The following is a 19815-nucleotide window of genomic DNA, read 5'->3' on the forward strand; positions in this document are numbered from 1 at the left end:
GGCGCGCTCCCCCGGGTCCACCGCGGCGCGCGACGGCCGTGGCCGGGGACCAGTGAGGTCCCCGCCACGGCCGTCGCTCCGTCACCGCGCGCGCCGCGGGGCCGCCGGGCCCCGGGTCGTCACGAGCCGAGGATCGTGGCCAGGAACTCTCCCGTCCAGGCCAGCAGTTCCCGTCCGACGAGCGGCTTGCCGCCGACCTTGGCGGTCTTGGGGCGCGGGATCAGCACTTGCGAGGTGACGGGCTTGAGCACCGCTCCCGGGTAGAGCCGCTTGAGCCGCAGCTCCTGCGATTCGCGCAGTTCGACCGGCCCGAAGCGGATGTTCGGTCCCTGGAGGGTGATGTCGCCGACCCCGCAGGCACGGGCGAGCATCCGCAGCCCGGCCACCAGCAGCAGGTTCTCCACGGGCTCCGGCAGCTTGCCGTAGCGGTCGGTGAGTTCTTCCCGTACGGCCTTGACGTCCGCCTCGGAGTTGGCGGCGGCGATGGCCCGGTAGGCCTGGAGCCGCAGCCGCTCGCCGGGCGCGTAGTCGTGCGGGACGTGCGCGTCGACCGGCAGCTCGATCTTGACCTCCAGCGGCGGCTCCTCCTCCACCGCTCCGTCGACCGCGGCCCGGTAGTCGGCCACCGCTTCGCCGACCATGCGGATGTACAGGTCGAAGCCGACGCCCGCGATGTGACCGGACTGCTCGCCTCCGAGCAGGTTGCCCGCGCCGCGGATCTCCAGGTCCTTCATCGCCACGTACATGCCGGCGCCCATCTCGGTGTGCTGGGCGATCGTCGCGAGCCGCTCGTGCGCGGTCTCGGTCAGCGGCTTCTCCGGCGGGTACAGGAAGTACGCGTAGCCGCGCTCGCGGCCGCGCCCCACGCGGCCGCGCAGCTGGTGCAGCTGCGAGAGGCCGAAGTTGTCGCCGCGCTCCACGATGAGGGTGTTGGCGTTGGAGATGTCGATGCCCGACTCGACGATCGTGGTCGACACCAGCACGTCGAACTTCTTCTCCCAGAAGTCCACGACGACCTGCTCCAGGGCCTGTTCCGACATCTGGCCGTGGGCGGTCGCGATGCGCGCCTCCGGCACGATCTCGCGCAGCTTGGCGGCCGCCCGGTCGATGGACTCGACCCGGTTGTGGATGTAGAAGCACTGGCCTTCGCGCAGCAGTTCACGGCGGACGGCCGCGCCGATCTGCTTCTCCTCGTACGGGCCGACGAAGGTGAGCACCGGGTGCCGCTCCTCCGGCGGGGTGGTGATCGTCGACATCTCGCGGATGCCGGTCACCGCCATCTCCAGGGTGCGCGGGATCGGGGTCGCGGACATGGTCAGGACGTCGACGTTGGCGCGCAGCTTCTTCAGCTGCTCCTTGTGCTCGACGCCGAAGCGCTGCTCCTCGTCGACGATGACCAGGCCCAGGTCCTTGAACTTCGTCTCCTGGGAGAAGAGCCGGTGGGTACCGATGACCACATCCACCGAGCCCTCGCGCAGGCCCTCCAGGGTGGCCTTGGACTCCGCCTCGCCCTGGAAGCGGGACAGCGCCTTCACCTTGACGGGGAACTGGCTGTAGCGCTCGGAGAAGGTGCCGAAGTGCTGCTGCACGAGGAGGGTCGTGGGCACCAGGACCGCGACCTGCTTGCCGTCCTGGACCGCCTTGAAAGCGGCGCGCACGGCGATCTCGGTCTTGCCGTAGCCGACGTCGCCGCAGATCAGCCGGTCCATCGGGACCGACTTCTCCATGTCTTCCTTGACCTCGGCGATGGTGGTGAGCTGGTCGGGCGTCTCCGCGTACGGGAAGGCGTCCTCCAGCTCGCGCTGCCAGGGGGTGTCCGGGCCGAAGACGTGGCCGGGCGCGGCCATGCGGGCGCTGTACAGCTTGATGAGGTCGGCGGCGATCTCCTTGACCGCCTTCTTCGCCCGCGCCTTGGTCTTGGTCCAGTCGGCGCCGCCGAGCCGGTGCAGGGTCGGGGCCTCCCCGCCGACGTACTTGGTGACCTGTTCCAGCTGGTCGGTGGGGATGTAGAGGCGGTCACCGGGCTGTCCGCGCTTGGCGGGGGCGTACTCGACGAGGAGGTACTCGCGGGTCGCGCCCTGGACGGTGCGCTGCACCATCTCGACGTAGCGGCCGACGCCGTGCTGCTCGTGGACGATGTAGTCGCCGGCCTCCAGGGTCAGCGGGTCGATCGTCTTGCGGCGCCGGGTCGGCATCCGCCCCAGGTCCTTGCTGGCGGTGCGCTGCCCGGTGAGGTCGGTCTCGGTGAGGACGGCGAGCCGCAGCTGCGGGTCGACGAAGCCGTTGTCGATGCTGCCGCAGGCGACGTGCACCAGGGAGGGTTCCAGGGTGCGCAGGTCCGCTTCCAGGCGGGCCGGGATGCCCTCGCCGCCGAGCACCTCGACGGTGCGGGCGGCGGGGCCGTGGCCCTCGGTGAGGTAGACGGTGTGCCAGCCGTCGGCGATCCAGCCCTTGGTGTCGGCGAGCGCGCGGGCGGTGTCGCCGCGGTATGCCTCGGGGGCGCGCATGCCGAGCCCCAGCGTGTCCCCGCCGGGCGCCTCCTCGTCGGCGGCGAAGGGCGAGACCGACCACCACATCATGCCGAGCTCGCGGGCCCGGTCGCGGACCTCGGCGATCCCGCGCAGCGAGGCGGCCCCGACATCGATGGGGGCCTGGCCGCCGCCGGCGGTGGCCGCCCAGGAGGCCATCAGGAACTCCTGCGAGGTGGCGACCAGGTCGGCGGCGCGGGTGCGGACCCGCTCGGGGTCGCAGACGACGGCCATCGCCCCGGCGGGCAGCACGTCGATCAGCAGTTCCATGTCGTCGACGAGGACCGGCGCCAGGGACTCCATGCCCTCGACGGCGATCCCCTCGGCGATCTTGTTCAGCAGTTCGCCGAGCTCGGGGTGGGCCTCGGCCAGGGCCGCGGCCCGCTCCCGGACCTCGTCGGTCAGCAGCAGCTCCCGGCAGGGCGGGGCCCACAGGCCGTGCTCGGCGATCTCCAGCGACCGCTGGTCGGCGACCTTGAAGTAGCGGATCTCCTCGACCTCGTCGCCCCAGAACTCGACGCGCAGGGGGTGTTCCTCGGTGGGCGGGAAGACGTCGAGGATGCCGCCGCGCACGGCGAACTCGCCGCGCTTCTCGACGAGCTCGACGCGCGCGTACGCGGCGGCGGCCAGGGCCTGGGTCACCTCGCCCAGGTCGACGCTCTGACCCTGGCGCAGAGCCACGGGCACCAGGTCGCCCAGGCCCTTGACCTGCGGCTGGAGCACGGAGCGGATCGGTGCGACGACCACGGAGACGGGACCGGCGGCCGGGTCGTCCGTGCTCGGGTGCGCCAGGCGGCGCAGTACGGCGATCCGGCGGCCCACGGTGTCGCTGCGCGGGCTGAGCCGTTCGTGCGGGAGCGTCTCCCAGGACGGGTAGTCCACCACCTGGTCGGGCGACGCCACGAGCGAGCGCAGCGCGGCGGCCAGGTCCTCGGCTTCGCGCCCGGTGGCGGTGACCGCGAGGACGGTCCGCCCGGTCTCCCGGGCCAGCGCGGCGATCGCGAAGGGCCGCGCGGCAGGGGGCCCGACGAGGTCCACGTGCATGCGGGTGCCGTCCCCGGCCGCGGTGACCGCCTCGGCGAGGGCCGGGTCCCGGGTGACGGCGTCGAGCAGTCCGTGCAGGCTCATCTGGAAGCTTTCCGTCCGGTGGAGGTCGTGCTGAAGGTCGTGAAGGGGCAACGCGAAGGACCCGACACGTCGCACGGGCCGGGGGCTCCCACCCTACGACGCCCGCCCCTCCCACGCGCGGGGGATACGCGTCCCCGCGCGGACCCCTTGCGCCCGCATGCCCCTCGGCCGGGCGCGGAAGCGCGGGACCGGCCCGCGTCACCCGTCCCGGGCCCGTCCCGCTCTACGATGTGGACGCAGTACTGACCGTCTGAGCTCGTCGCGTCGCTTCCGCGGAGTTCACGCCAGCGGCCGAAGGGGCACCAGTCCGTGACGAGCGATGCCATAGCCCGCGCGGCTCCCGCGCCCGGGCCCGCCCGGGTACCCGTGGGGAAGACCTGGTGGCGGGCCTGGCGGCCCGGCCCCTGGGCGGTCGCCTGCGGGATGTTCCTCGTCTACCTCGTGCTGTCCGTCGGCCGGTTCCGGCGGATGGAGTGGGCCTCCTGGGACCTGGGGATCTTCGAGCAGGCCATCCGCGCGTACGCGCACCTGCGGGAGCCCGTCGCCGACCTGAAGGGACCCGGGGCCAACATCCTCGGAGACCACTTCAGCCCGGTCATCGCGCTCCTCGCCCCCGTCTACCGGGTCTTCCCGGGCCCGGTGACGCTGCTGGTCGCGCAGGCCGCGCTCTTCGCGCTCTCCGCCGTACCCGTCACCCGGGCGGCCGCGCGGCTCCTCGGCCGGCCCCGCGGGCTGGCCGTCGGGATCGCGTACGGGCTGTCCTGGGGCGTCCAGCGGGCCGTCGAGTTCGACTTCCACGAGATCGCCTTCGCCGTTCCCCTGCTCGCCTTCGCGCTGGAGGCACTGCTCGCGGGGCGCCGGCGCGCCGCCCTGCTGTGGGGGCTGCCGCTGCTCCTGGTCAAGGAGGACCTGGGCTTCACCCTGGCCGCCCTGGCCGTGGTCGTGGCCTGGCGGGCCCGGCACACCGACCGGCGGACGGCGTGGGCCGCCCTCGGCGTCGCCGCCGGGGCCGCGGTCCTCGCCGCCCTGGTGTTCACCGTCGTCATACCGGCCTTCGCCACGGCGGGCTACGGCTACTGGGACAAGATCCAGGGCGGGGGCCCCTTCGACGGCCTCGGCACCAAGCTCACCACCCTGTCCTGGGTGCTGGTCCCGACCTCCGGGCTGCTCGCGCTGCGCTCGCCGCTGCTGCTGGTCGCCGTGCCCACCCTCGGCTGGCGGTTCCTGTCGGGGGACGAGCACTACTGGTCCACCGACTGGCACTACAGCGCCGTGCTCATGCCGGTCGTCTTCCTCGCGCTCGTCGACGCCATCGACACCGTCCGGCGCGGCGAGCGGCCCTGGCTTCGCGCGTACGCCCTGCAGCTGCCCACCGCCGTCCTCGCGGCCGGCCTCGCCCTCGGCGCGACCAGCCTGCCGACCGAGAAGCTCGCCCGGGCCGGTACGTACGAGAAGCCGGCCCGCGTCACCGCCGTCGAGCGGCTCCTGGCCCGGATCCCCGACGGGGCGACGGTGGAGGCCGACACCGTGCCGCTGACCCGGCTGACCTCCCGCTGCCGCGTCCTGTGGATCGGCGGCAGCAAGGGCGCGGTCCCCGACTGGTTCGCCTTCGACAACTCCTCGGGGTGGGCCGGCGAGGACCCCACCGCCTACGCCGCCCGGCTGCACCCGGGTGAACGCTTCGTGCTCGTGGGCGAGGCCGAGGGCGTCGTCCTGCTGCGCCGGAGCTGACACGGCGCCGGTCCGGGACCCCCTCGGGTGTCCCGGACCGGCGCCCCCCCGCAGAGCCGCGGTGGTCCCTACTCGCTCGCGATCGCGTTCAGGACGTTCATCCGCCCCGCCCGGAAGGCCGGGACCAGCGCGGCGAACAGGCCCACGAAGGCCGAGGCGGCGAACACCCCGAGGATCGTCGGCCAGGGAATCTCCAGCACCTTCAGGCCCTGGAGCGCGAGCAGCCGCTGCGCGCTCGCCCCCCAGCCCATGCCCAGCCCGAGGCCCAGCAGCGCGCCGAAGAGGGCGATGACCACCGACTCCAGGCGGATCATGCGGCGCAGCTGGCGGCGGGAGAGGCCGATGGCGCGCATCAGGCCGATCTCGCGGGTCCGCTCCACCACCGAGAGGGCCAGGGTGTTCACGACGCCCAGGACCGCGACGATGATGGCGAGGGCGAGCAGGCCGTAGACCATGTTCAGCAGCTGGCCGACCTGGTCCTTGAGGGACTGCTTGTAATCGGTCTGGTTGCGGACCTTGTACTGGGGGTACTGCGCCAGCGCCGCCTTGACCGCGGTGTAGGCGGCGTCCGCGGACTGCCCGTCCTTGGCGCTGGCCAGCAGCATGAAGGGGCGCGGCAGCCGGTCGGCCGGGATGGCGGCCTCCGCGGTGGCGGTGCTGACGTACTTCATGCCCTTGTCGAGGTTGCCCTCGTCGCTGGTGATCGCGGCGACCTTCAGCCGGACCGTCCTGCCCCCGGTGAAGGCGACCGTCAGCTCGTCGCCGAGCTTGACCCCGTGGGCGGCGGCGTACAGCGATCCGACCGACATGGAGTCCTTGCCGTACGCCGCCGCGTGCTCGCCGGCGATCATCTTGCGGCGGAGGTCCCCGGCGTACGTCGGGTCGGTGGCGCCCAGCCCGTCCTCCTCGGTGGAGCCGTCGGGCGCGGTCACCTTGGCCGCCACCTCACGGTAGGCGGTGACGTGGTCCAGGCCCGGGGCGGAGCGCAGCGCCTGCTCGGCCTGCGGCATGACGGGCTGTCCCGTCGAGGAGTCGACGATGTAGTCGGCGCCGACCGACTTGTCGAGCTCGTCGGTGGCGGAGGCCACCATGGAGGAGCCGACGACCGACAGGCAGGCGACCAGCGCGAGGCCGATCATCAGCGCGGCGGCGGTGGCGCCGGTGCGGCGCGGGTTACGCAGGGCGTTGCGCTCGGCCAGTCGGCCGACGGAGCCGAAGGGCCGCAGTACGACACCGGACAGGACGCGGACCACGCCTGCGGCGAGCAGCGGGCCGATCACGATGAAGCCGATGAGGGTGAGGACGACGCCCAGGCCCAGCCAGAGCGATCCCGGTCCGGCCTCGTCGGCGGCCGCCGCGAGGAAGAGCCCGGCGCCGCCGATGCCCGTGAGGACCAGGCCGAGGACGGCGCGGACGGCGCCGGCCTTGCGGTCGCCCGGGGTGCCCGACTCGCGCAGGGCGGCCATCGGGGAGACCTTGCCGGCCCGGCGGGCCGGCACGAAGGCGGCGACGACGGTGACGACGACGCCCAGGAGGACGCCGGTGACCGGGGTGGTCCAGGCGACGGTGAGGTCGTCGGTGGACAGGTGCATGCCCATCTGGCCCATGAGCTTCATGAGTCCGACGGCGAGGCCCACGCCCGCTCCGACGCCCAGGGCCGAGCCGACGACACCGAGCAGGAACGCCTCGACGACGACGGACTTCAGGACCTGGCCGCTGTCGGCGCCGATGGCGCGCATCAGGCCGATCTCGCGGGTCCGCTGGGCGACCAGCATGGAGAAGGTGTTGAAGATGAGGAAGATGCCGACCAGGAAGGCGATCCCGGCGAAGCCGAGCATCACGTACTTCATGACGTCGAGGAAGGAGCCGACGTCCTTGCGGTTGGCGTCAGCGGACTCCTTGGCGGTCTGGAGCTTGTAGGTGTCCGCGCCGACGGCCGCCGCGACGTGCTGCTTGAGCTGCTCGTCGCTGACGCCCTCCTTCGCGGTGACGCTGACGTGCGTGAAGGCCCCGGGGGCCCCGAGCAGCTGCTGCTGCGCGGTGGCGGTGTCGAAGTAGACGACGGCCGCGCCCGGGTTGGTCACGGTGAAGGCGGCGATGCCGGTGATGGTGGCGCGGATGTCGCCGGTGATGGCGATGGTGCGCAGCTGGTCGCCGAGCTTGAGGTGGTGCTTTGCGGCGGTGTCGGAGTCGACCATCACCTCGGTCGGGCCGCGCGGGGCGTGACCGGCGGTGATCTTCATGGACTTGAGCTCGTTGTCGTTCCAGTTGCCCGCCACGGTGGGGGCGCCGGTGGTCGAGCCCATGTTCTCGTTCTTGGAGTCGACCACGGTGACGGACATCGAGACGACGCCGCCCTCGGCGCTCTTGACGCCTTCGGCCTGCCTGACCCGCTCGACGACCGAGCCGTCCAGCGTCTCGGGGCGGCCGCGGTCCGGGGTGTCGTCCCCGTCCTTCGCCGCCTTGGGGCTGACGGTCACGTCGGAACCGGTGACGGCGAACAGCTTGTCGAAGGTGGTGTTCATGGTGTCGGTGAACACCAGGGTGCCGCAGACGAAGGCGACGGAGAGCAGGACCGCGACGGCGGAGAGCGCCATCCGCCCCTTGTGGGCGATGAAGTTGCGCCGCGAGGTCTTCAGGACGGTGTTGCTCATGAGGTCCGCCCGCGCGCGTCGAAGTCCTTCATGCGGTCGAGTACCTGCTCGGCGGTGGGCCCGTACATCTCGTCGACGATCCGGCCGTCGGCGAGGAAGATGACGCGGTCCGCGTAGGAGGCGGCGACCGGGTCGTGGGTGACCATGACGATGGTCTGGCCGAGTTCGTCCACGGAGCGGCGCAGGAAGCCCAGGACCTCGGCGCCGGCCCGGGAGTCGAGGTTTCCGGTGGGCTCGTCGCCGAAGATGATCTGGGGGCGGGCGGCGAGGGCGCGGGCCACGGCCACGCGCTGCTGCTGACCGCCGGAGAGCTCGGTGGGGCGGTGCTTCAGGCGGCCGGCCAGGCCCACGGTCTCCACGACCCGGTTCAGCCACTCCGCGTCGGGCTTGCGGCCCGCTATGTCCATGGGGAGCGTGATGTTCTCCAGGGCGTTGAGCGTGGGCAGCAGGTTGAACGCCTGGAAGATGAAGCCGATCCGGTCGCGGCGCAGCTGGGTGAGCTTCTTGTCCTTGAGCCCGGTGATCTCGGTGTCGTCGAGGTGGATCTGCCCGCTGGTCACCGTGTCGAGGCCGGCGAGGCAGTGCATCAGCGTGGACTTGCCGGAGCCCGACGGGCCCATGATCGCGGTGAACTGTCCGCGGTGGATGTCCACGTCCACCTCGTCGAGGGCGACGACGCGTGTCTCTCCTGAGCCGTAGGACTTGACGACCTTGCGTGCCCGGGCCGCGACGGCGTCATGCCCTCCAGTACCCCCGTGCCTGGTTTCGGTCATAGCCGTTGTCACGGTGTTTCTCCTTGTTCGGTGTGCGTGCGTCGCCGTCATGAAGTCTGTGGCGCACCGGGGTCCGGCGCGCTGGTGCCGGTCGCCGTATCGGGCCGGGGGTTAACCCCACCCCCCGTGGGGTCAACGGCCCATGTGAACAAGGTAAGGACGCGCAGGGGCCCCTCTCCTCCTCCGCCGGGACGAAAGGCCCCTCGCTATTTGTGCGGAGGGTCCCTTAGGGGATCTCCGCCTTGCGGGGGAGGCGTCCTGGGGGATACCGCCGGATGGGGCGCGGTGAGAAGGTGTCCCCCGGAGATACGTGCAGGGGGAAGGAATCTCGGTGGGGTCAGGGGAGAGGGAGAGGAAGAGTACGGACGCACGTGCCGACCCCGTACCGGACGGCCCGGCCGGGACGGGGGTCGCCTCCGGCGGCGGTCCCGGGGCGGGGCTCGGGGACGGGGCGGGGCGCGGGGACGGGGACGGGGAGCGGGACGGACGCAGCGACCAGGGCGGGCGCGGGGGCGCGGCTCGGGGCGCCGCGCGGGCGCCGGGGCGGCCGCCGGCCCCCGTGGTCGCCTCCCTGATGCTCGGCATGGCGCTCGTCGCCCTCGACAGCACGATCGTCTCCACCGCCGTCCCCCAGATCGTGGGCGACCTCGGCGGCTTCGCGGTCTTCTCCTGGCTCTTCTCCGGCTACCTGCTGGCCGTCACCGTCACCCTCCCCGTCTACGGCAAACTGTCCGACACCTTCGGCCGCAAGCCCGTCCTGCTCTTCGGCATAGGCCTCTTCCTCGTCGGCTCGCTGCTGTGCGCGCTGGCCTGGAACATGGCCGCCCTGATCGCCTTCCGGATCGTCCAGGGCCTGGGCGGCGGCGCCCTGCAGGGCACGATCCAGACCCTGGCCGGCGACCTCTACCCGCTGAAGGAGCGGCCGAGGATCCAGGCCCGGATGTCCACCGTCTGGGCCACCTCGGCCGTGGCCGGTCCGGCGCTCGGCGGGCTGCTCGCCTCGTACGCGCACTGGCGCTGGATCTTCCTGATCAACCTGCCGCTGGCCGCCCTCGCCCTGTGGATGATCACCCGTCACCTGGTGGAGCCCGTACGGTCCCCGGACCGCCGGGGCCCGGTGGACTGGGCGGGGGCGCTGGGGGTCTTCGCCTGCGGCGGCCTGCTGCTCTTCGCGCTGGTCCAGGGCGGGGTCGCCTGGCCCTGGCTGTCCGCGCCCTCGCTCGGGCTGCTGGCCGCGACCGCGGTACTGGCCGCGGTGGTGGTCCGGATCGAACGCCGGGCCGAGGAACCGATCCTGCCCGGCTGGGTGTGGCGCCGGCGCACCATCGCCGCCGTCAACCTGGCCATGGCGGCGCTCGGGCTGCTGATGGTGGCCCCGATGGTGTTCATGCCGACGTACGCCCAGTCCGTCCTCGGCCTCGGACCGGTCAGCGCGGGGCTGGTGATGTCCGTGATGACCCTGAGCTGGCCCATCAGCGCCGCCCTGAGCCAGCACGTCTACCGGCGCATCGGCTTCCGGAACACCGCAGCCGTCGGAATCGCTCTGGCCGCGGTGATCCTGTACTCCTTCACCCTGCTCCCCCACCCCGCGCGGCCCTGGCAGCCGGCGCTGATCATGCTGCTGCTGGGCGGCGCCCTCGGCCTGTTCCAGCTGCCGCTGATCGTCGGGGTGCAGTCCACCGTGGGCTGGGCCGAGCGGGGGACCGCGACGGCCTCGGTGCTGTTCTCGCGGCAGGTCGGCCAGAGCGTCGGCGCGGCCCTGCTGGGGGCCGTCGCCAACGCCACCGTCGCCGCCCGCCTGGCACGGGCGCCCGTACCCGGACTGCCGGACCACCTGGACGGCGTGTCGAAGGCCCTGGACCAGCCGGACCTGCTCGCCCCGGCCGCCGCCGGCTACCTGCGCGACACCGTGGCCGCCGCCGTGGACCACATCTTCCTCGGCGCGACGGGCGCGGCCGTGGCCTCGCTGCTGGCGCTGCTGCTGCTGGCGCCGCGCCGGTTCCCGGTCCTGCCGGAGCAGGGCGAGGAGCAACGGGCCTGACACCGGAGCGACTTGTCATGCCCGGGGCCAACAGGTAAGCCTTGCCCGAGACCGTTTTCCGGGGGGACGACGACACATGGCTTCCGCACTCTGCGCACTGGCGCTCCTGGCCGCGCTGACCGTACCGCTCGCCGTGCGGCTGCGCCGGCACCCGGCCTTCATCACGGGCCGCGACGGCCGGCTGTCCACCTCGACGGCGCTGGCCCTGGCCTGGACGGTGATCCTCGTCTGGCTGCTGCTCACCACGCTGGGCTACGGGCTGACCGCGGGCGGAGCCGCCGGCTACTTCCGGGGCGGCCACGGCCCGCTGTCCGCGCTGACGACGGTGTACCTGCCGCTGCTCGGAGGCCCGTACGCGGCCCTGATCGGGGCGAAGACGGTCGTCGGCATGCGGGTGGAGAAGGGCACCCTGGCCAAGCCGGCCCCCAGGCACGCGGATTCGGGGCGCCGGCCGCTGCGGGAGCTGATCGCGAACGACAGCGGCCGGACGGACCTGGTCGACCTGCAGTACGTCGTCCTGAGCGCGGTCACGATGCTCTACGTCGTGCTGTTCTTCCTCTCGGACGTGGCCGGCGGCCTGCCGCCCCTGCCCACCGAGATATGGGCCCTGACGGGGGCTCCGGCGGGGGCGTACCTGTTGAACAAGCTGGCCACCCGCGCCAACCCGGTGATCACCGACGTCTCCCTCTCCGGCGGCCTGCTCACGGTCGAGGGCGGCGGCTTCACCCGGGACCCGGTGGGCGCCACGACCCACGTCACCGTCGACGACACGCCCCTCCCTGCCGCGCCCGACCCGCTGACCGGCGCCCTCAGGGCCCCGCTGCCGACGCCGCTGGCGCCGCCCTTCACGGTGGTCGTCACGGCCAGAGGCCTGCGCAGCGACCCGTACCGCTACGACACCCCCGCGCCCGCGGTACCGGCACAGCGCACCTCTTAGGGAAGGTCCTGCCGATCACGCCCCGGGCCCGGCCTGATCGGCAGGACCCTCCCAGGCCGGGGTGCGGCCCGTCAGGGCTGCCAGGCTGGAGCGGACGTGGTTCATGTGCGCCCGCATCTCCTCCTGGGACTCGGCGTGCTCCCGCAGGATCCGCTCCGTCTCCCGGCCGATCCGCTCCTCTTGCACCCTGGCCGCCGCGATCACCTCGCCGGCGGCGGCCTCCGCGTCCTCCTGCCCGTGCCGCGCCGATTCCTCCGCCTCGGCGAAGTCGCGCCGGGCCTGCGCCAGCCGTGCCTGTGCCGCCCGCTCCAGCTCCGTGTGGCGTGCCTCCAGCTCCGCCTCGCGCGTCGCCAGCTCCCGCTCGGCCGCCTCCCAGCGCTCCGCCTGCTCCTGCTCGCGCTCCGCCAGCAGCGCCTGCGACCGCCGCCGCATCTCGTCCAGCGCCGCCTGCGCCTCGCCGCGCCACGCCTCCGCGTCGTCCCGCGCCTCCGCCCGCGCCGCGTCCGCCTCCTGCTGCGCCCGCAACAGCCCCTGCCGGGCCCGGACCTCCGTCTGCTCGCGCACCGACTCCGCGTCCTGGCGCGCCAGCTCCGCCACCCGGTCCGCGTGCGCCTCGGCCGCGCCCTGCGTCGTGAACACGTCCGCGCGCGCGTCCGCCCGTACGCAGTCCGCCTCTTCCTGCGCGAGCAACAGGATCCGGCGGGCCCGCTCGCTCAGGTCCTCGTACGTCTGCGGAGCCAGCGTGGCGACCGCCTCGCGCAGCCGCGCCGCCTCCGCCTCCATCTGCTTGGCCAGGACGGTCAGGCGTGCGACGCGTTCCCATGCCTCGTCACGGCTGCCGGAGAGCCGGGCGAGATACCGGTCGACCTCTTCCTTGCGGTAACCACGGCCGCGCACGGTCGCAATGGGTGCACTCATCCGGGAAGCGCCTCTCTCGCGGGGATTCCTGCCAAGGATGCGTCATTTGCTCCCAGAAGCCGGAATGGCCGGGCCGAGACCCTGTTCGAGGGGCTCGGCCCGGCCATGAACCGATCATCCGATCAGAGCAGTCCGTCCCACATCTGTTCCAGCAGCACCGACCACCAGCTCTCCGGCGAAGCCAGTGCCCCGGTGTCCAGGCCCGCAAGGTTCGTCTGGAAATCGACCGTCCAGCGTCCCGCCTGCTCCGGCGTCAGGTGCTGGCGCAGCCGCCACATGTGGCCCAGCATCGCGAGGGACCGCACGAACTGCGGCAGGCTGGAGTTCACGAACTGCGGCGGCACCGGCGCGCCGCCAGGACCACCCTCGACGGGCACCGCCACGATGTGCGCCGTGCCGTACTGCACGCACAGCGCCTTGCCGAAGTCACTGCCGACGACCAGGTACGAACCCGCGTCGGACGCCGGCTGCACCTGCCGCTGCGCGGCCAGCTCGGCCAGCGTCGGCACCGGCTGGCCCGGCACCGCCTGCGCCCAGAAGAACGGCCCGAAGTCGACGGGCAGGCCCGACCACATCAGCGTCTGCGCCACGATCTCCGGCACGCCCTGACGGGACACCGCCCGCTGGTCGAAGCGGAACACGCCCTGCGGCCCGAACGCCCCCGCCAGCTCCTGCGCGATCGCGTCCAGCGGGATCGCCGGCTGCAGCTGCACCTGCGGCAGGGGTGCCCGCACCGGCGCGGGGCGCGCCGGTCCGTCGGCCACCTGGTGCAGCTCGCCCTGGTGGGTGAGCAGGTGGCGCATGCCCTGCCGGCGTCCCGCGTGGTCCTTGCCGTACGGCGCCACGCTGGTGATCCGCACCTGCGGCCAGGTCTCCCGGATCATCCGGGCGCAGTAACCGCCGGGCAGCTCACAGGACTCCAGCTCGGTGTGCAGCTCCAGCACCTGCTGCGGCGGCACGTTCATGGCGCGCAGCTCGTACAGGATCTGCCATTCGGGGTGCGGGGTGCCGGGGGCGGAACGGCGGATGAGCTGCTGCTCGGAGCCGTCGGGGGCGCGGTAGCGGAGCACGGCCTGGTAGCCGGGGCCGACCGTGGGCACGCCGGTGGGCGCCGGGGGCTGCTGGGCGACCGGGCCGCCCGGCGGCGGGCCGGGGGGCGCCGGCGGCCCGCCGACGGAGGGGCCGGCCAGCATCGTCGCGGCGTGGTCGATCCCACCCGCCGGCGTACCGGGAGCCCCGGGCGCGCCGGGCGGGCCGGGGGGCTGCGGTACGCCGGGACCCGCGAGCATGGTGGCCGCGTGATGGGCCCCGCCACCCGGCGCACCGGGCGGACCGGGAGGAGCCGGCGGCTGACCCACCGCGGGCCCCGCCAGCATCGTCGCGGCATGGTCGATCGCACCCGCCGGCGTACCGGGAGCCCCGGGCGGACCGGGAGGACCGGGAGGACCGGGAGGCTGGTTCGCACCCGAAGTACCGGGCGCACCCGGCGGGCCGGGAGGCTGCGGTACGCCGGGACCCGCGAGCATGGTGGCCGCGTGATGGGCCGCGCCACCCGGCGCACCGGGCGGACCGGGAGGAGCCGGCGGCTGACCCACCGCGGGCCCCGCCAGCATCGTCGCGGCATGGTCGATCCCACCCGCCGGCGTACCGGGAGCCCCGGCCGGCCGGGCGGCCTGCCCGCCCGGCGACGACGGCTGCTCCCCGGAGCCCGGACCGGCGGAGCCACCCGGCACCCCGGGCGGGCCCGGCGGCGTCGGCGGCTGCGCCGAGGCGCCCCGAGCGGCCGGGCGGGAGAGCTGGGCCTTGCTGGTGGGCGCGTCGGCGATGTCACTCGCCTCCGTGCCGATCGCCGGCACGACCGCTGTCCTCGGCAGCCCGCTGCCGCCGGGCATCAGGGTGGTCTGCGCCTCGGGGGCCACGCCGGACGACGGGGCGTCGTCCAGGTCCGACCCGGACAGCGGCGGCGCGAACACGGTCGCGGGCAGCGGCACGGACACGTCGTCCGTACCGGGGTTCACATCGGTCCCGGCCCACGGCGTGGCATCGGCCGGCACACCGTCGTTGGCGGTCGGCTCGTAGGGGATCTCACCCCCGCGCCGCAGCGGTACCGCATCCACATCCACGCGGCCCTGCGCGGACCCGGCGGCGGCCGGAACCGGCTCCGGCGCCGACTCCGGCGCGGCGGGAACGGAATCCGAAGAAGAAGAGGAGCCCGAGGCCGAGCCCGAAGCCGAGCCCGAGGAAGACGAACCCGGAGCGGGGGCCGAAACCGGGGCCGGGGCCGGGGCCGGAGCCGACTGTCCGGAAGCCGCCGGGGTCGCACCGGAGCCCGCGCCCCGCGGAATTCCCGCACGGTCCGCGGCCTCCTGGAGCCACTCCGGCGGGCTCAGCATGAACGAGGTCTGCTCCGAGTCGATCCGCGGCGGCGGAACGGAAGCCTCCGCAGCCACCGCGGCCGCCGACCCCCCGTAATCCTCCTCGTACCGGCGGATCACCTCACCCACCGGCAGGCCCGGCCACAGCGTCACCTCCCCGCTGTCCCGTGCGATGACCAGACGATGCCGGCCACCACCGGAGACCGGACCGGCCGCGCGGTCCTCCGCCCACACCACGAACCCGAGCCCGAACTCCCTTACCCGCACCTCCCGGTGCTGGTACGCGGGCACGTCGCCGTTGATCCACTCCTCGGCGCGCTCCTGCGCCTGCGCAAATGTCACCACCGCGCCGTCACCCCTCATCCGAACCGGCACGCACCACGGGAACCGGCCCCCCGGCGGCAACCGCACCCGCCACGGGAACCGAGCGCGCGAATCCGCCGTCCACCATCAGACCGGCCACCGTCTCCAGCTCCGGCGGGTTGCCCGCCAACCGCTCCAGAAAGGCGTCGAAATCACCGCCGCACGGCAGCAACAGCCGCTCCACGCGCTCCTGGACCGACCAGCCGTCCCGGTCGCGGGCGTCGTCGTACGGGGAGAACCACACCGTCCCGACGCCCTCGCCCTTCACCTTCACCGCGAGCAGGCCGCCCTGCGCGAAGGCCACACACAGGTAGTCCTTCGTCAGGTGGTCCCGCAGGCACTTGTTGACGTACACCAGGTCATTGACCGCCGCCTCCTCGCGCACGGTGAAGAACGGCTGGTCCACCAGCACCCCGAGGTCCACGTCCAGCCCCGCGCCGACCGGCGCACAGCCGCCCGCCGCCTTGAGGAAGGAGCGGTACGCCTCCGGCAGCCGGTAGCCGAGGTCCTCCTCGACGCCCTGCACCTGCTCCTCGGAGACCGACACCACGGACTTCGGCAGCTCCAGGTGCGCCGGACGCACCTCCTGCAACGGCCGCGTCCCGCGCTTGTCGTGGTCCACCGGCGCCGTCGTCAGGCCCGCGTGGTGCCGCAGCAGCGCCTTCACCTCGACCGGGACCAGCTCCATGCGCCGCGAACCCGCGACGTGGTGCCAGGTCCAGCCGTGCGGGGTCGCGACGGGGCCCACGGTGTCCCACAGCTCGTGGCCGGCCGCCCGCATCGCCGCGTTCGCGGACACGTAGTCCGTCAGCCGCAGCTCGTCCACCCCGAAGCCCTCTGGGGGCTCGGCGATCTCCACCGCCGCGCGCGCGTAGGCGGAGAAGTCCGGATGCCCGTTGCCGTCCATCCGCACCCCGTGGGGATGCCGAGCTGCCCGGACCGGGTCCGGGAAGTGCACGACCTGCCCCGAGTAAGCGGCGTTGGGTGGCGCGGCCTGCTGCCCGAGCCGGCCTGTCGTCATGGCGGTAGCCCCCTGCTGGATCTGGCTGGTTCACCACAGCCTATGCGCTGGGGCAAGGGCCTCACCCGCCCGCGACCGGCGCACCCCACCCGGGGCCGGGAACATCCGAATTGATACGAATATTCGACCCCGCTTCCGCATGACAGGTGACATTTGGCAGGCTGTCCCCGCAGCACGGGGGCGTGCGCGACAGCGGCCACCACCGCCGCCACGGGAGGGAATGCACGACCATGCAGAACACGGCAACACGTACAGATCCGGCCGACGCAACCCCGGGACCCCCCGGACCGTCGGACCCCGCAGCCGCCGAACCGGGCGGCCCCGCAGGCGATCCCCGCCTGCGCTGGAGCAGCACCGACGGCCGGCCCGCCGCACCCGTCCTGCGCTTCCGGCGCGACGGCATCCTCCCCACCGTCGCGGCAGCCCTCTCCGTACGCGGCGAAACCCTCACCGGCACCGCGGGCAAGGCCGACCAGCCGCCCGCGCTCCACCCGCTCGTCCAGGACTTCCTCGACACCCTCACCAGCGGCCAGCGCGAACGGTTCACCGGCCGGTGTCCGGAGGCCATCCTGCTCTCCCGGCACCTGGCCGCGGTCGAAGGCGCCCGGTCCCGGCGCGCCTCCCGCAAACCGCTCTCCCCGAGCGAGGCCCGCCGCTCCCTGAAACACGCCAAGATCACCGCTCGCCGCATCCGCGAGGACGGCGACCCCCTCCACGGCAGCTATGCACCACCCTGCCGCTCCTGCGAAGCACTCCTCGCCCACTTCGGCGTACGACCCGTCGACCTCACCCCCTCCGAGTAGCCATGACCACCGCCTCAGCGTCCTACGACCGCTCCGCGGCCACCCGCTTCCCCGCCGCCGTGAACTCCGCCCTGCGCACCGCCGGCTGGGAGCCCGGCCGCTGGGACATCAAGCAGGCCGAGTTCTGGGCCGACGCCCTCCGGGACCACACCACGCCCGCCGGGCACCGGCACACCGTCTTCCCCGCGGCCGTCGAAGCCTGGGCCGAATTCGGCGGCCTGACGGTCGGCGCCCCCGGCCCGGGCCGCCAGATAGCGCCCACCACGCTCCGGCTGGACCCGCTCACCGGCCTGCACCTCGCCCGCACCTTCGCCGACCTCGGCCGGGCGCTGTCCACCCAGCTGTGCCCCCTCGGGGTCGAGGCCGACGGGAGTTCACACCTCGCCATCGACCGCGAGGGTCGCGTCTACGGGATCGACCACACCGGCGACTGGTACCTCGGCGGCGGCCTGGACGAGGCCCTCACCCTCCTCCTCACGGGCCTCCAGCCCACCCGCCTGACGACGTCCTGACGCCCCGCCGGGACCGCCGGGACCGCCGGGGGCCGGGCCCGCGGAGGGACCGCCGGGCCGACCGGTCCACGAGCGAACGCGCGTGCGCCCTGCCGACTTACGCGCCGATGTCCCACGGGCCTACGGGTCCAAAGCAGACGGGCCGACGTACGCCCGGGCAGAACCCGCCCGGGAGCCGACGCCCCTGCGGGCCTGCCGGCCTGCGCGCCGATGCGCCCACGGGCCGCCGGGCCGACGGGCCGATATGCCCACGGGCCGAAGCCCGACGGGCAGTCACGCCGAGGGGCCGACGCGCCTGCGGGCCAGTCGGCCTGCCGGCCTGCGCGCCGATGCGCCCACGGGTTTGCAGGTCGACGGAGCCGCCGGGCTCGTGTCCCGGACGGCGGGCGGGCCGGGATCCACCGCCCGAGGGGGGCGCGTCCAGCCCGGCCTAACTCCTCGCCGCTGCCGCCGTCGCCGCCGCCGTCGCGGGCGCCGGCAGGACCGCGGAGACCTTGAACCCGCCCGCGTCCGTCGGACCGGCCACGAACACCCCGCCCAGCCCCAGCACGCGCTCGCGCATGCCGACCAGCCCGTTGCCCCCGCTGGGCAGCCCCGGCTCGGCGGAGGTCCCGTCGCACGGTCCGTTCTCCACCTGCATCGCCACCTCGCCGCCCCGGTGCGCGAGGCGCACCACGACCCGCGCGCCGGGAGCGTGCTTGTGGCAATTGGTCAGCGCTTCCTGCACCACCCGGTACGCCGTCTGCTCCACCTCCGCCGCGTACGCCGCCCCCTCGCCCTGCACCAGCATCTCCACGGCCATCCCGGCCGCCCGCGACTGCCCGACCAGCGCCTCCAGCTCGCCGATCGAGGGCCCGTCGTCGAAGCCCCCCACGAGCGCGACGGCCAGGGCGGCCGTGGCGGCCGTGGCCGTCGGCGCAACCGCCGCGGCCGCGGCAGTCGTGGCGGCCCCGGCGCGCGCGGCCAACTCCGACGGCTTCCCGGCCCGCAGCACGCCGAGCATCTCGCGCAGCTCCGTCAGCGCCTGCCGGCCCATGTCCCCCACGAGCGCCGCGTTCTTCGCGGCCCGCGCCGGGTCCTTGACCGCTATCGCCTCCAGCGCGGCCGCGTGCACCACCATCAGCGACACCCGGTGCGCCACGACGTCGTGCATCTCGCGCGCGATGCGGGTGCGCTCCTCGGTCCGGGCCCACTCGGCCCGCTCCTCCGCCCGGTCGGCCAGCAGCGACAGCTCCCGCTCCAGCGAGTCCGCCCGCTCCCGCAGGCTCTCCATCAGCCGCCGCCGCGCCCCGACGTACAGGCCGAACAGCACCGGCGGCACGGTCAGCGCCACCGCCACGAACACGGACAGCACGACCACCAGCGTCGCGTCGGCCTCCACGTCCCCGCGGGTGCGCAGGTACATCACCACGAAGGTCGCGGCGAGGGACATGGAGGCCAGGGTGGCGATGATCCGCCGGGGCACTTCGGAGGAGGCCAGGGAGTACAGGCCCACCACCCCGAGCAGGAACCCCATCGCGGCCGGCGCCACGGCGATCCCGACGAGCACCACGGCGATCGGCCAGCGCCGCCGCAGCACGAGCACGGCCCCCACCACGAGCCCGGACAACACCCCGAAGGCCACCGGGAACCCGGCCTCTCGGGCGAAGGAGACCCCCTCCCACGCGCACTCGACGGCGGACACCCCGCCGAACACGCCGTCCACCACGACATCGCGCCGCCGCGTCCACCACAAAGGCGGCCCAGCGCGGCCTTCCACTTCCCCCGTACTGGTCATACCGCCCACCCTAGCCAGCGCCCCCGTTGCGGCTCCGGGGATATCCGGCGCCGCAGCGGCGGGGACGAGTACCGTCGCGGTAAGGGCGGGTGGTACGGCATAGTAGGGATCGCCAGCTTGATCGGCGCAATGAAATGTCCGATCTAGCAGTATTCACTATCCCCTGTGGTGTAATTGGCAGCACTGAGGCTTTTGGTGCCTTATGTTCGGGTTCGAGTCCTGACAGGGGAGCTCCGCCAGAATTCGGGTCCTGA

The 19815-nt window shown here is 73.7% G+C and carries 12 protein-coding genes and 1 tRNA gene; 6 read left to right on the forward strand and 7 right to left on the reverse strand.

The annotated features are described in order from the left end of the window. Positions 1–119: 119 nt before the first annotated feature. Complete coding sequence (mfd, locus tag AMK16_RS23930) at positions 120–3656, reverse strand: transcription-repair coupling factor (RefSeq protein WP_073919122.1); 3537 nt, start codon at positions 3654–3656, stop codon at positions 120–122. Positions 3657–3965: 309 nt separating this feature from the next. Here mfd and AMK16_RS23935 point away from each other — a divergent pair, with 309 nt between their 5' ends. Then, the gene (locus AMK16_RS23935; RefSeq protein ID WP_443333598.1) at positions 3966–5387 is read left to right on the forward strand and encodes a DUF2079 domain-containing protein; all 1422 of its coding nucleotides are present in this window, start codon (positions 3966–3968) and stop codon (positions 5385–5387) included. A 68-nt stretch (positions 5388–5455) separates the two neighbouring features. Here AMK16_RS23935 and AMK16_RS23940 read toward each other — a convergent pair whose 3' ends face one another. Continuing rightward, positions 5456–8041, reverse strand: a complete 2586-nt coding sequence (locus AMK16_RS23940) for an ABC transporter permease (RefSeq protein ID WP_073919128.1) — start codon at positions 8039–8041, stop codon at positions 5456–5458. Beyond that, positions 8038–8814, reverse strand: a complete 777-nt coding sequence (locus AMK16_RS23945) for an ABC transporter ATP-binding protein (RefSeq protein ID WP_443333599.1) — start codon at positions 8812–8814, stop codon at positions 8038–8040. Before AMK16_RS23945 ends, AMK16_RS23940 begins: the two co-directional genes overlap by 4 nt. Before the next feature lie 574 nt (positions 8815–9388). Between AMK16_RS23945 and AMK16_RS23950 the strand changes: the two genes are divergently transcribed. Both AMK16_RS23950 and AMK16_RS23955 read left to right on the forward strand, forming a co-directional pair. Beyond that, positions 9389–10855, forward strand: coding sequence for an MFS transporter (locus AMK16_RS23950; RefSeq protein WP_073919626.1), 1467 nt, complete (start codon positions 9389–9391; stop codon positions 10853–10855). Positions 10856–10931: 76 nt separating this feature from the next. Continuing rightward, positions 10932–11792, forward strand: coding sequence for a hypothetical protein (locus AMK16_RS23955; RefSeq protein WP_242438873.1), 861 nt, complete (start codon positions 10932–10934; stop codon positions 11790–11792). 15 nt (positions 11793–11807) lie between these two features. Here AMK16_RS23955 and AMK16_RS23960 read toward each other — a convergent pair whose 3' ends face one another. From AMK16_RS23960 to AMK16_RS23970, 3 genes are all read right to left on the reverse strand, one after another. Continuing rightward, the gene (locus AMK16_RS23960; protein WP_073919134.1) at positions 11808–12710 is read right to left on the reverse strand and encodes a DivIVA domain-containing protein; all 903 of its coding nucleotides are present in this window, start codon (positions 12708–12710) and stop codon (positions 11808–11810) included. A gap of 122 nt (positions 12711–12832) precedes the next feature. Further along, entirely contained in the window at positions 12833–15430 is a 2598-nt protein-coding gene (locus AMK16_RS23965) for an SUKH-4 family immunity protein (RefSeq protein WP_073919136.1), read from the reverse strand. 7 nt (positions 15431–15437) lie between these two features. Next, positions 15438–16469 (reverse strand): SMI1/KNR4 family protein, encoded by a 1032-nt coding sequence (locus AMK16_RS23970; RefSeq protein ID WP_073919138.1) that lies wholly within the window; start codon positions 16467–16469, stop codon positions 15438–15440. Between the two features lie 230 nt (positions 16470–16699). On the opposite strand from AMK16_RS23970, the gene AMK16_RS23975 reads away from it, so the two are divergent. After that, complete coding sequence (locus AMK16_RS23975) at positions 16700–17272, forward strand: YwqJ-related putative deaminase (protein ID WP_079191688.1); 573 nt, start codon at positions 16700–16702, stop codon at positions 17270–17272. Between the two features lie 2 nt (positions 17273–17274). Then, positions 17275–17784 carry an SUKH-3 domain-containing protein gene (locus AMK16_RS23980; protein ID WP_073919140.1) on the forward strand — a complete coding sequence of 170 codons (510 nt, stop codon included), beginning with the start codon at positions 17275–17277 and terminating at the stop codon, positions 17782–17784. Between the two features lie 430 nt (positions 17785–18214). Here the strand turns inward: AMK16_RS23980 and AMK16_RS23985 are convergent, their stop codons facing one another. Further along, positions 18215–19561, reverse strand: coding sequence for a sensor histidine kinase (locus tag AMK16_RS23985; RefSeq protein WP_073919142.1), 1347 nt, complete (start codon positions 19559–19561; stop codon positions 18215–18217). A 159-nt stretch (positions 19562–19720) separates the two neighbouring features. On the opposite strand from AMK16_RS23985, the gene AMK16_RS23990 reads away from it, so the two are divergent. After that, a tRNA-Gln gene (locus tag AMK16_RS23990) sits at positions 19721–19792 on the forward strand. Positions 19793–19815: the final 23 nt, after the last annotated feature.

This window comes from Streptomyces sp. CB00455 (assembly GCF_001905445.1).
In the GTDB taxonomy this organism is placed as follows: Bacteria; Actinomycetota; Actinomycetes; order Streptomycetales; family Streptomycetaceae; genus Streptomyces.